Source organism: Sinomicrobium kalidii, from assembly GCF_021183825.1.
GTDB lineage: Bacteria > Bacteroidota > Bacteroidia > Flavobacteriales > Flavobacteriaceae > Sinomicrobium > Sinomicrobium kalidii.
Map to the genome: position 1 here is coordinate 4142230 of NZ_CP089211.1, position 12805 is coordinate 4155034.

The 12805-nt window shown below is 45.9% G+C and carries 9 protein-coding genes; all 9 read right to left on the bottom strand.

Annotation, left to right across the window (positions count from 1 at the left end):
- Positions 1 to 20: 20 nt before the first annotated feature.
- The 9 genes from LS482_RS16860 to lpxA all read right to left on the bottom strand — a co-directional run bounded on the left by LS482_RS16860 (position 21) and on the right by lpxA (position 12800).
- Positions 21 to 1775, bottom strand: a complete 1755-nt coding sequence (locus LS482_RS16860; protein WP_233028683.1) for a DNA polymerase III subunit gamma/tau — start codon at positions 1773 to 1775, stop codon at positions 21 to 23.
- A 135-nt stretch (positions 1776 to 1910) separates the two neighbouring features.
- On the bottom strand, positions 1911 to 2726 hold the full coding sequence (locus LS482_RS16865) for a prohibitin family protein (protein ID WP_233028684.1): 816 nt from the start codon (positions 2724 to 2726) through the stop codon (positions 1911 to 1913).
- An 81-nt stretch (positions 2727 to 2807) separates the two neighbouring features.
- Complete coding sequence (locus LS482_RS16870; RefSeq protein ID WP_233028685.1) at positions 2808 to 4829, bottom strand: VWA domain-containing protein; 2022 nt, start codon at positions 4827 to 4829, stop codon at positions 2808 to 2810.
- Between the two features lie 53 nt (positions 4830 to 4882).
- Complete coding sequence (gene fabG, locus LS482_RS16875; protein WP_233028686.1) at positions 4883 to 5629, bottom strand: 3-oxoacyl-[acyl-carrier-protein] reductase; 747 nt, start codon at positions 5627 to 5629, stop codon at positions 4883 to 4885.
- A 164-nt stretch (positions 5630 to 5793) separates the two neighbouring features.
- Positions 5794 to 8754 (bottom strand): M16 family metallopeptidase, encoded by a 2961-nt coding sequence (locus LS482_RS16880; protein ID WP_233028687.1) that lies wholly within the window; start codon positions 8752 to 8754, stop codon positions 5794 to 5796.
- Between the two features lie 556 nt (positions 8755 to 9310).
- A complete protein-coding gene (gene sucD, locus LS482_RS16885) occupies positions 9311 to 10183 on the bottom strand; it encodes a succinate--CoA ligase subunit alpha (protein ID WP_233028688.1) in 873 nt (290 codons plus the stop codon).
- 171 nt (positions 10184 to 10354) lie between these two features.
- Positions 10355 to 11299 carry a UDP-3-O-(3-hydroxymyristoyl)glucosamine N-acyltransferase gene (locus LS482_RS16890; RefSeq protein WP_233028689.1) on the bottom strand — a complete coding sequence of 315 codons (945 nt, stop codon included), beginning with the start codon at positions 11297 to 11299 and terminating at the stop codon, positions 10355 to 10357.
- A gap of 23 nt (positions 11300 to 11322) precedes the next feature.
- On the bottom strand, positions 11323 to 11889 hold the full coding sequence (gene efp / locus LS482_RS16895; RefSeq protein ID WP_233028690.1) for an elongation factor P: 567 nt from the start codon (positions 11887 to 11889) through the stop codon (positions 11323 to 11325).
- 125 nt (positions 11890 to 12014) lie between these two features.
- Positions 12015 to 12800, bottom strand: a complete 786-nt coding sequence (lpxA, locus tag LS482_RS16900) for an acyl-ACP--UDP-N-acetylglucosamine O-acyltransferase (protein ID WP_233028691.1) — start codon at positions 12798 to 12800, stop codon at positions 12015 to 12017.
- Positions 12801 to 12805 lie beyond the last annotated feature (5 nt).

Here is a 12805-nt window from a genome sequence, read left to right on the forward strand (position 1 = left end):
TTATTGTCTGTTGAGAGGTGTTAAATGTCCAGGTCAAATTCCTTGCGCAAGATGTCGATCCGCGGATTGGTTTCCCTGAGCTTGGCATATTTTTCCTGGGGTGTAAATGCATATTTTTGTTCTGCGGTTTCATTAACCGTGATCTGTAGATTTATAAAATGGTTTTTCAATTTCCGTTTCAGGTATTCCATAAGCGGAAACTGCTCCCTTTCCACTTCCTTTTTCATAGTGTCGTTCGGGAGTTCTATCCAGATGGTGTTGTTGTTTTTCAGTTTCGGCCGGTCTGTGGAAAGATTGGAACCTATGATCTTTTTTCCCTTGTTGTCCATCAGTTTTATATAACTGTCCCAGGCCTTTTGCATATCTTTTTCGGTAAAGCTTTCCCGCGGCAGTTCCGATTCGTCCACCTCGTGTTCCTTTTTGTTCTTTTCCAGTTCCTTTTTGGCTTTTATACTGGAAAGGGACAGGCCGGAAACGTGTTTTTTCCGGATCTCCATGGTATTGGCCGGATTGTCGGGTTCAGGAGCGGTGGCAACCGTTGTGTTTTCCGCAACGGTTTTGGTTTTACCGGCAGTGGGTGTTGCCGGAACTGTAGATGTTTTTGGGGGGGAGGCTGCTTCCGTCTGAACCTGTCGGACAGCCGTTTTTTCGTTTGTGAGAACATTTTCCCTGAAAAAAGCGGGCGGGATTATGTAGGGTATGTCATTTTTTTTTTCTCCATCGAAAGTGATGGAGGCTAATTGCATGAGGCAAAGTTCTACAAGTAATCTCTGATTTTTACTCGTTTTGTAATTGAGGTCACAGGTGTTGGCAAGTTCTATTCCCTCTATGAGAAAGGGCAGGGGGGCTTTCCGGGATTGTTCCAGATAGCGTTGTTTTGCATCACTGCCGACTTCGAGCAGGGGGACGGTGGCTTCGTTCTTACATACCATGAGGTCCCTGAAGTGGGAGGCAAGGCCTCCGATAAAGTGGTGCCCGTCAAAACCTCTTGCAAGGGTTTCGTTAAAGTCAACCAACAGTTGCGGGATGTTATTTTCCAGGATAAGGTCGGTGGCCTTGAAATAGGTATCGTAATCCAGTACGTTAAGGTTCTCGGTCACGGCCTGCCGGGTAAGTTTTTTTCCGGAAAAACTCACTACCCTGTCAAATATGGAAAGGGCATCGCGCATGGCGCCGTCCGCTTTCTGTGCTATGATATGAAGGGCATCGTCCTCGGCTTCTATGCCCTGGTTCTCCGCGATGTATTTTAAATATTCGGCGGCATCCCTTACGGTGATCCGTTTAAAGTCGAATATCTGGCAACGGGAGAGGATGGTGGGGATGATCTTGTGTTTCTCCGTAGTCGCCAGGATAAAAATGGCATGTTTCGGAGGTTCTTCGAGTGTTTTCAGGAAAGCGTTGAAAGCTGCCTGTGAGAGCATGTGTACCTCGTCTATGATATACACTTTATACTTTCCTGCCTGGGGAGGAATGCGCACCTGGTCTATGAGACTCCTGATGTCATCTACGGAATTATTGGAAGCCGCATCGAGCTCAAAAATGTTGAATGCGAAGTCCTCTTCGGGATTCTCCATGCCATCCTGGTTGATCTTTTTGGCCAGGATACGGGCACAGGTAGTCTTTCCCACACCTCTCGGACCACAGAACAGTAATGCCTGGGCCAGATGGTTGTTTTCTATGGCGTTTAACAAGGTATTGGTAATAGCCTGTTGCCCCACGACATCCTTAAATGTCTGCGGGCGGTACTTGCGTGCCGAAACCACAAATTGCTCCATAGAAAAAACTTTACGTCACAAAGATAAAAATTGCGGCCATATTTCAGGTGAATACGGTTGAATTTTGGCAGGAATTATTAACAAACGGGGGTTTTAAGTTCAAGGTTTAAACCTTGAACTTAAAATATTGAACCGTTACTGATTGCCTAAGATGATGGGCATGCCGTCTTTTCCGGACCCGATAACAATTACCTTGGAGTTTTGTGACTTGGAAAGTTCTATAGTGGCCTGTATGCCCTTTTCCTGAAGTACTTTATCCGTCAGGGAGGCGCTCAGTATCCTGTTGGCAGCGGCCTTACCCTCGGCATCTATACGTTGGCGTTCGGCTTCTTTTTCGGCTTTTTCCAACCGGAACTCGTATTCCAGGGTCTCCTGTTCCTGCTTTAACTTTGTTTCTATCGCAGTTTTGATCGTAGGAGGCAGGGTAATGTCCCGGACCAGGACTTCGTTTAACTGCACGTATTGTTCGTCCAGTATCTTTTTGGTCTCATCATATATTTCTTCCTGGATGGCATCTCTTTTGGTGGAATATAATTGTTCCGGGGTATATCTGCCCACTACACTTCTGGCTGCAGACCGGATGGCCGGGAGAATAACATCAGCGATATAGCCTTCCCCTTTTTCCTGATGCAGTGCGCCTAATTGTTCTCTAACTGGCTGATGCCATGCGGTGGCATCCAGTCCGATCTGCAGCCCGTTGGAGGAGAGCACCTGCATTTTTTCGGAAAGTTCCTGTTGCCTTACATTGTATACATAGACCTTATTCCAGGGTAAAACCCAGTGAAAGCCTTCACCCAAAGGAGGTTCGTCCGTAACAACACCACCTCCGAATCTCTTGTACAATACTCCGGCCTTTCCGGAATCTATACTTGTTGTGGATTTAAAAATAAGAATAATTAAAAGTACAATACCTATAATAACAGGTAAACCTATTTTGGGTAATCTTTCCATTTTTTATGTATTTTGGATTATTTAGTCCGTAATTGGGTCTGTTTCGCGGGGAAATTATTATTCGGCTTGCTCGTTTTTACCTTAAATAAGCCCTTTGTATTTTCTGAGGAACCATTCTACCGAAAGTAACAGTACAATAAGAAACAGCAGAATTTTCCAATCCAGTAAAGGTACGATATTTTCTTTACTTTTCTGAATGGGTTTGAATCTGGTGTCTTCGAGTAACATGGCGGAAAGGCTGTCCGGGGAATTGTGATAAAAGGCCCTGCCCTTCGTGTTAGCCGCAAGTTGCTGTAATTTTTGCATATCGGCCTGTACATATTGTTCTTCCACATCAAACTCCAGTATCTTGAATTGGCCCGATCGTTTTATGTTATCGCCCGCTGCACGCACCGTAAAGGAGTATTCCCCGGCTTCAAGAGTACTGAGATCGGCCTCGTAATAATTGTTTCTCAATAGCATGGGAAATGTTTTTTCCGTGTTTTCACCCGATTTCTTTACAGCTATATGAAGCGAGGCCTCCTTGTTAAAAATATAATTTTTGTCAAAGTACTGTGCCGTGATAACTACACCGGAACTCCCGTCGTAAAAGGTATTGTAATCAATTTCGAGCCGGTCTCTTTTCTTGTCGGATGCGAGGAAAAACACCAGTTTACCGACAAAACCGTCAAATTTTTCAGAAGTGCTGTTTTCCCGGTAGTCCTGCATCCTCCACTTCCACAGGTCCTCGCCGAGCAATACGGCGGTCCTGTGATTGTCTTTTTCCATGGTGAAGAGTAAGGGGGCCGTAGTGAGCACGCCTTTTACTTTTTGAAACAAAATAGTTTCGTAGGGCGTATTGAACGAAATATCACCGAAAGCTGCACGGAGCGGGGGGTAGTGTGAAAACCCGATATTTTCTGTGGCGAAAGCGGCATAGCTTTCGTTATAACTGCCCTGGACCTCTTCGGTAAAACCGTTCCCCTTTTTTGAAAAATCGGTTTGGGCCCGGTTGAGAAAGTTCCAGTCCGTGCTTTCACCACCGATGATAAAGATATTTTTATGCAGTTTACGGAGTTGTTCAAACACACTGGCAAAGGAGGCGTCGGGTTGATAGAGCACAACAAGTTGAAAATCATTTAATTTGTTTATGTCTAAGTTCGGTCTGCCTACGGTGACATTCCGTTCTTCGTTGGCCTCTATGCTTCGCTTTAAGGCACCGATATCGGGGTGTACTATGTCTGAGAGGATCAGCACTTCCGTTTTTTGGTCGATAACCTCTATACCGAATGCCTTGTAATTGTTTTTGGTGTTCTTTTCACTTTCCACCGGAAGTATTTCTGCCCTGAAGGTAAGGACTCCCCGGGTATCTGCTTCCAGGTGGGCCTGGATGACTTCCGACTTTTTTTCCGGGGAAAAGCGTACTTTTTTCTGAAAGAGGGTACGGTTGCCCGAAACAATGCGAAAATTGCTGTTTACCGGGGTTTTTCCGTCATAATTGAGGATGATTTCAACGGGAAACTTATTTTTAAAATAGGCATACCGGTTCACATTGAGCCTGTGTATTTTCAGGTCGTCATAGGTGGTTGTATCACCCACTGCCACCGGGAATACCGGGAAAGGGTAGTTCAGTGAGGTGTATGTATAGTCTTCACCATAGGTTTGATTGCCGTCGGTAATCAGTATTGCGGTTGCCTGTTTTCCCCTGTAAATTTCTTTTATGGAAGACAGGGCGGCATTCAGGTCGGTTTGGTGCTCTTCGAAGGTGACGGAACGGTCATTTTCAAGTGTTTGTCCGAAGGTATAGTGGTCTATGGAGAACCTTTCTGCGAGCTGCCCGTTACTTTCCAGGGCGGCGATGACATCCTGTACGTTTTTTTTCGCGTTCAGGTGGGCTATGGAAGACGAATTGTCTGTAATTATGGCAAGGCCGGGCTTTTCCCGGTATACGGATACTTTTTTAAACTCTGGGTTGATGAGCAGCAGCAGGATGGCAAAGACCGAAACGAATCGCAAAAAAGCAAAAAGCAAGTTTTCTTTTGACTTGCCTTTTGCTTTTCCGTATTGGAATATTGCTGCAAGGAGCGCAACTATTCCTGCTATAATGATATATATAACAGACATTTAGTGATCCGTTTGGTTAAGAGGGTGAGGCGATGTGTGTGCTTTACCACTTATCAGGTAAGCATTCCGCCGTCTACATTCAATACCTGTCCCGTGATATAGGTACTGAGGTCCGAAGCGAGGAACAAGCAGGCATTGGCCACATCTTCGGGAGTGCCGCCCCGTTTCAGCGGAATTCCTTCCCTCCATCCCTGTACGGTCTTTTCATCGAGTTTGGCGGTCATTTCGGTTTCTATGAATCCCGGGGCTATGGCATTGCACCGGATGTTCCGCGAGCCGAGTTCGAGGGCTACGGATTTTGTAAAACCGATGATCCCGGCTTTGGATGCAGCGTAATTGGTTTGTCCCGCATTCCCTTTAACACCAACCACGGAGCTCATGTTGATAATGGAACCTTTTCGCTGCTTCAGCATGGTTCGCTGTACTGCTTTGGTCATGTTGAAAACAGACTTGAGGTTGACCTCTATCACTTTGTCAAAGTCTTCTTCGGAAATGCGCATCAGGAGGTTGTCTTTAGTGATCCCGGCATTGTTGATCAGGATATCAATACTTCCGAAATCACCCATAACATCTTCGGCCAGTTTTTGGGCATCGTCAAAACCGGCGGCATTACTCTGGTATCCTTTGGCTTTTATGCCGAGGGACACAAGTTCTTTTTCCAGCTCGGCGGCGGCTTCTGCCGAAGCACTGTATGTAAATGCAATATTGGCGCCTTCACGGGCAAAAACCTGCGCAATGCCTTTTCCTATTCCTCTGCTTGCGCCGGTGATGATAGCTGTTTTTCCTTCTAAAAGTTTCATATGTTGTTTTTTTGTTCTCCGGGATAACAACAGTGTTTGCGATCATGGCAATGCCCGCTTTCTGTCTGTACCCCCATAAGCGATCACCAAATATAGCAAATTGGAACAGGACAAAACAAAAATCCCCGCCAATTTAGCGGGGATTTGTCGTAATGGATTTAGTACTATGATTTTACGGGCACCGGTTTTTCATAATTGAACAGGTAGTCCACATCCAGTTCATTAACTTTTCCCAGTTTGCCCAGGGCCTTCATATCCAGGTCCTTTTTGTTACCGATGACCATGATATCATAGGACGCTCCCTTAATATTTTCATTAAAGAAGGTTTTGAGGTCCTGTAAGGTCATATCCTGTATGTGATTATAGATTTCTTTCCGGTTATCGTGGGTGATCCCCCGTTTTTTGAGCCGTTCGAAGTTCCAGAAAATGCTGGCCTTGTTTATGCGATCGGCTGCGAGTTTTTTCAGGGCCGATTTTTTGGCGGCATTAAATTGCTCCTCAGCTTCGGGCATGTTGTTCATGAGTTCCATCATGGCTTCTACAGCCTGGGGCAATTTATTGGCCTGTGTGCCTATATAGGCCTGGATGTAGTCGGGCTTTCCGGCTTCCGAAGCGCTGGCGTAGGCCGAGAATGCGGAATAGGCCAGCGATTTCGATTCCCTGATCTCCTGGAACAGGATGGAGGAGAGGCCACTCCCGAAATAGGTATTGAACAGGCTTGCCGCAGCCATTTTTTCGGGATCAAAAGTGTCTCCTTTTGAAAGGAACAGCATTTCGGCCTGAACCATGTCGTAATCTACAAAATAAACGTTGCCCCCGGTTTCCTTGGCCGTGTAATTTTTCTGTTCGGGATATTCTTCCAGGTTATCGGGCACCTGATGTTTTTCGTTCAGGGCGGTCACCGCGGCATCTATATCATTGCCGTAGTAAAAAATGCGGTGTTTGTATTTCCTGAGGTCTTTAACCAGGTTTACCAGTTCGGTCGGATCGGTTTCCCGGAGTTCGCCGATGGTATAAATGTCCCTGAGCCTGGAATTTTCGCCGTATTGTCCGAAATTCCTAAGGCCGTACCACAGTATATTGCCCTTACTGGTTTTGTTGTCTTCCCGCTGTTTGGCAATTTTCTGTACGTATTTGTCATAGGTGTCCTGATCGGCAACGGCATTACTCCAGAGGTGTTCCAGCAGTTCGAGGCCTTCGGGCAGGTTTTCTTTCAATCCGGAAAGGGAAAGATAGGCCTGGTCATTCCCCGAGTTCACCCCGTAATCTATACCGAGTTTGTAAAATTCCTTTTTAAGTGCCTCGGGAGAATACTTGTCTGTTCCGAGATATTCCAGGTACCCTATGGCAAGGCCGAGTTTTTTGTCATTGTCCTTGCCCATATCAAAGATAAAATTAAGCTGGACCAGATCGTTTATTTCATTTTCTATATAAGAGACGTTGATATTGTTATTCAGCGCGGTCTCTTTTATGGCGGCGTCGTAATCCACGTAAACAGGTTTGATGTCGGGGGCTTCTATACTGTTGAAATTTTCGAGGAACGCCGATTTTTTATCCCTGTTTAACTGTACGGGAGTGATCTCCGGTTTTTCGACTTTGACCAGGTCCTTGTTCTCTCCCTGTCTTTTGTAAACCACGGCGTAATTGTCTTTATAGAAGGTATTGGCAAAATCGACCAGGTCCTGTTTGGTGATCTTTTTCATTTCATCCAGTTGTTTTACCTTGTCTTCCCAGTCCTGGAAATGTACGAAGGCATTGACATAGGCATAGGCCACGGCTGAAGCATCTTCGAACTGGCGTATTTGTGATAATTTCATGTCATTGATAACGGCTTCGATCATCCAGTCGTCGAATTCTCCCTTTTTCACTTTTTCAATTTCACCGAGCAACAGGTCTTTTACTTCATTCAGCGATTGTCCGGATTTCGGATTGCCATACAGTGTATGTGTACCGTAATCGTTGGAGAAGCGGGTATATGAACCGGCCCGCTGAACTTTCTGTTTCTGGTTGAGATCGAGGTCAATAAGCCCGGCAGTACTGTTGGCGAGGATATAATCTATGAGGGTAACGTAGTTTTCTTCTTTTGTGCCAATGCCTTTTGTACGGAATGCCAGGGTAACGCTTTCGGCCTCGGGACCAAATACCTCCCTTTCCATGGAAGCGGTTATGGCCTCTTCTTCCGGCCGTTCCGGGTGGGTGACCTCCTTGTGTTCAAAATCACCGAAATTATCGTTGACTTTTTGTATGGTTTCGTCAAAATCGATATCTCCTACCAGGACGACGGCCATGTTATTGGGTACATAATATTTATCGTAGTAATTGTGGATGGCTGCCATGGAGGGGTTTTTGAGGTGTTCCGAGACCCCGATGGTGGGTTGCTGGCCGTACGGATGTGTCGGGAACAGGGCATCCATGAGGGCATAGTTTATTTTTCTGCCGTCGTTATCCTGCGATCGGTTAAATTCTTCGTATACCGCTTCCAGTTCGGTATGAAACAGCCGCAGGACCAGCTGGCTGAACCTTTCGCTTTCCAGCAGGAGCCATTTGTCCAGTTCGTTAGACGGGATCTTGTTAACATATACGGTTTCTTCGTGCCATGTCCAGGCATTGGTACCTTCCGCGCCGAGCGAGCTTGCCATTTTGTCGTATTCGTTGGCTATGGAGATTTTGGAGGCTTCCTGGGATACACTGTCGATGGTCCTGTAAATGGCTTTTTTCTTTTTCGGGTCCTTTTCGGCTTTGTGTTCTTCGTAGAGTGCAGCTATTTTTTCCAGGAGCGGGCGTTCCTTTTCCCAGTCCTGTGTGCCTATTTCATCGGTGCCCTTAAACACCATATGTTCCAGGTAGTGGGCGAGGCCTGTGTTGTCTGCAGGGTCATATACCGAACCGGCCCTTACGGCGATAAAGGTCTGTATCTTGGGTTCGTCGGTGTTTTTGCTGAGATATACTTTAAGGCCGTTGTCCAGAGTGTAAAGTCTGAGGCCTGTGGGGTCGTTGTCTACGGTTTCATAGGAAAATCCGTTGGGATCGGTATGGAGGGTAGTGGTCGTTCCGGTTTCTGTTGTTTGTTTACAGCCGATACTAAAAAAGGAGAGGGAGACAAACAGTAAAATTACTTTTTTCATAAGCGATAACAGTTTAGGTTATGATCTTTAGTGTATTGATTCTTGTGTCTGCATTTATATTATACACCTTAACTTGGCATAAGTCCCAAATCGCATCTCCCTTTTTAAGGATCTGGATCAAAGGTTGTGGGGTTTTTCACTTGTTGCGGTTTCCCGTTTTGGTTTTGCCACGGATACACGAATGTTTTTTGGGTTGAATGTTGCAAATGAGGTTGTATTTTAGTTATTCAGGCATCACGCATGAACTGAATAGCTCATTAACTGAATAACTCAATAACCTGTTAACCCGACAACAAGCCCATAATTTTTCACCTTACTCAAAGCCCGCAATAAATGACTCTGGATTGAGGCCAATATCACCCTGTAACAAAAAGGAGCCATTTCATAAATCGCAAGTCATACCTCTTATGTCTGAACGCCAACAATGTCCACAACTTTTAGGATTGATCCCTTTTTAATTTAACCCCGAAGTTAAAGTGCGGATAAAAAAAATCCATTAGCTAATATAACTAATGGATTTACAATATTTTATAAGTATTGACTATTTTAACACTAATTATCCGAGAACTTCAGCCACTTTTTTACCGATTTCCGCGGGAGAGTCCACCACATGGATGCCGCATTCTTTCATAATTCGTTTTTTGGCTTCGGCAGTATCATCGGCACCTCCTACAATGGCTCCGGCATGTCCCATGGTCCTTCCTTTGGGGGCGGTTTCGCCCGCTATGAATCCGACAACGGGTTTTCTGTTTCCGTCTTCCCTGACCCATTTGGCGGCATCGGCTTCGAGTTGCCCTCCGATTTCCCCGATCATGACGATACATGCTGTTTCGGGATCGTTCATCAGTAACTCTACGGCTTCTTTCGTTGTGGTCCCGATGATGGGGTCGCCTCCGATACCTATTGCCGTGGTAATGCCCTGTCCCTGACGTACTACCTGGTCTGCGGCTTCATAGGTAAGGGTTCCTGATTTGGACACGATACCTACATTTCCTTTCTTGAATACAAAGCCGGGCATGATGCCTACCTTGGCTTCTCCGGGAGTAATAACACCGGGGCAGTTAGGGCCGATTAGCCTGCAATCCTTGTTTTTTATATAGTTGGAGGCCGTGATCATATCGGCAACCGGGATACCTTCGGTTATGGTAATGATTACCTTTATACCTGCATCGGCAGCTTCCATAATGGCATCGGCGGCAAAAGCGGGCGGAACGAAGATGATGGAAGTATCGGCGCCTGCTTTGTCCACAGCATCTTTTACCGTGTTGAAAACGGGGCGTCCGAGGTGTTCCTGACCACCTTTTCCCGGAGTCACTCCGCCTACTACATTGGTACCGTATTCTATCATCTGTTCAGCGTGAAAAGTACCTTCACTACCGGTGAAACCTTGTACAATTATTTTTGAATCCTTGTTGACTAAAACACTCATTATACTTTATACTTTAATTTTTTATAGGCTATGCAAAAATAGGGTTTTATGTGGATTATCCGATACGGTTTGTTGTTTATGTTTGCGCCTTATTGTTATTTTTTTGTTAGTACCGTATGTTGTACGAAGGAAGGGGGAATGGCTGAGCTGTGGTTGTAAATACAGCCGGTTTTAGCCTGCATCCCTCTCGTTTAATTTTTCTATAATATCCGGGATTTTCCGTATGGATGCCAGTTCCCTGTACTTTTTACGGGCTTCTTCCGCCGGACAGCCGAAATACGTGGTATTTCCCGGAAGCGATTTGCTGATTCCCGATTGTGCGAGGATCACCGCGCCGGCACCGATGGTTATGTCGCTGGTCATGCCCACCTGCCCCCAGATGGTAACCTCATCTTCAATAATAACACAACCGGCTATCCCCGTTTGCGAGGCGATAAGGCATTTTTTACCGATCACCGTATCGTGCCCCACATGAACCTGGTTGTCCAGTTTGGAACCTTCTTTTATTAGTGTACTTCCGGTAACCCCCCTGTCAATGGTACACAGGGCGCCCAGGTCTACGTGGTCTTCTATGACCACCCGGCCTCCCGAAATAAGTTTGTCAAACCCTTCGGGCCTGTTTTTGTAGTAAAAGGCATCCGCTCCCAATACGGTACCGGCGTGAATGGTCACATTATTGCCGATCACGGTATGATCATAAATGATGACGTTGGGATGTATAACACAATTTTCGCCTATGGTGACATTGTTGCCGATAAAAACGTTGGGCTGAATAATTGTGTTTTTTCCTATAGAAGCGGAAGGCGCAATGAGGCCTGCCGCCTTTTCGAAAGGGCGGAAATAATTGGTGAGCTTGTTGAAGTCCCTGAAAGGGTCATCCGAAAGGAGCAGAGCCTTGCCTTCCGGGCATTTCACCTGTTTATTGATGAGGATCACGGTTGCCGCGGAATTCAGTGCCTTGTCATAATATTTCGGATGGTCAACAAAAACGATATCCCCGGATTCTACAACGTGAATTTCATTCATTCCGTGTACCGGGAAGTCTTCCGGTCCTGAAAAATCACAGTCCAGTATGGTAGCTATTTGCCTTAGGGTGTGTACCTGTGGAAATTTCATGAGTGTATATCCGTTTTCCGGATTTATTCTTTTACCCGTTCTACATAAGTTCCTTTATCCGTTTCGACCTTTATTTTATCGCCTTCGCTGATAAAGAGCGGAACGTTCACGGAAGCACCTGTTTCCATTGTAGCCGGTTTTGTAGCGTTGGTTGCCGTATTGCCTTTGACACCGGGTTCGGTATGGGTAACTTCCAGTACAACATGTGAAGGCATCTCTACCGATAACGGCATTCCGTCTTCGGTATTGATAAGTATTGTCACTACCTCGCCTTCCTTGAGCAGTTCCGGAGCGTCCAGGGCATTCCGCTGTAAGGCTATCTGGTTAAAATCTTCCGTATTCATAAAGTGGAAGGTGTCTCCCTCCGGGTACAGGTATTGAAAACTATGGGTTTCCACGCGTACATCGTCTATTTTGTGTCCCGCTGAAAAGGTATTGTCGACAACCTTTCCCGTGGTAACGCTCTTGAGTTTTGTGCGTACGAATGCCGGGCCTTTTCCGGGTTTTACATGCAAAAACTCCACGATCTTGTAGATGTCGTGGTTGAACCGTATACATAGTCCCTTTCGTATATCTGACGTTGTTGCCATAATTTCTGGTTTATAGTTTTTTAGCCGGGGAGCTTTTTTAGTTACGGGCATGCTGCTAACAAATTCCCGACACATCAACCCCCGACATTATCAAATTAACATATTATCACATTATTACATTGCCCTTATCCGGCATTGAAATACCCTTTCATGATTCCTCTCTGGGAGTCTCTTATGAACTGGAGTATTTCGTCCCTTTCGGGAGTGGCTTCCATCTCCGCTTCGATGATCTCGATGGCCTGGGTATTGTTGTAGTTTCTCTGGTAGAGTATCCTGTAGATGTTTTGTATTTCCCGGATTTTATCGGCAGAGAAGCCCCTTCGCCGCAGTCCGACGGAATTTATCCCTACATACGACAGGGGTTCGCGTGCTCCCTTGACATAGGGCGGAACATCTTTTCGCACCAGTGATCCCCCGGTAACAAAAGCGTGATTTCCTATGGAACAGAACTGATGTACTGCTGTCATCCCGGCCAATACCACATAATCACCTACGGTAATATGGCCTGCCAGTGTGCTGTTATTGGAAAAAATACAATTATTGCCGATAATGCAGTCGTGCGCGATGTGACTGTAGGCCATGATAAGGCAGTTTTCACCTATCACGGTCTTCATCCTGTCCACAGTGCCGCGGTTGATGGTCACACATTCCCGGATGGTTGTATTGTCACGTATCTCGGCAATGGTTTCTTCTCCCTGGAATTTCAGATCCTGCGGAGTAGCAGCAATAACTGCCCCGGGAAAAATGTTACAATTTTTTCCTATTCGTGCCCCTTCCATAATGGTTACATTGGAGCCTATCCAGGTGCCTTCGCCTATAATCACATTATTGTGGATAGTGGTAAAGGGTTCGATAACCACATTTTTGGCTATCTTGGCACCGGGATGTACATATGCTAAAGGTTGATTCATGTGTG

Bases quoted from the DNA above. Each gene is read 5' to 3' on its own strand.
- LS482_RS16860 (WP_233028683.1), bottom strand. From the start codon at position 1,775: ATGGAGCAATTTGTGGTTTCGGCACGCAAGTACCGCCCGCAGACATTT.
- LS482_RS16865 (WP_233028684.1), bottom strand. From the start codon at position 2,726: ATGGAAAGATTACCCAAAATAGGTTTACCTGTTATTATAGGTATTGTA.
- LS482_RS16870 (WP_233028685.1), bottom strand. From the start codon at position 4,829: ATGTCTGTTATATATATCATTATAGCAGGAATAGTTGCGCTCCTTGCA.
- fabG (WP_233028686.1), bottom strand. From the start codon at position 5,629: ATGAAACTTTTAGAAGGAAAAACAGCTATCATCACCGGCGCAAGCAGA.
- LS482_RS16880 (WP_233028687.1), bottom strand. From the start codon at position 8,754: ATGAAAAAAGTAATTTTACTGTTTGTCTCCCTCTCCTTTTTTAGTATC.
- sucD (WP_233028688.1), bottom strand. From the start codon at position 10,183: ATGAGTGTTTTAGTCAACAAGGATTCAAAAATAATTGTACAAGGTTTC.
- LS482_RS16890 (WP_233028689.1), bottom strand. From the start codon at position 11,299: ATGAAATTTCCACAGGTACACACCCTAAGGCAAATAGCTACCATACTG.
- efp (WP_233028690.1), bottom strand. From the start codon at position 11,889: ATGGCAACAACGTCAGATATACGAAAGGGACTATGTATACGGTTCAAC.
- lpxA (WP_233028691.1), bottom strand. From the start codon at position 12,800: ATGAATCAACCTTTAGCATATGTACATCCCGGTGCCAAGATAGCCAAA.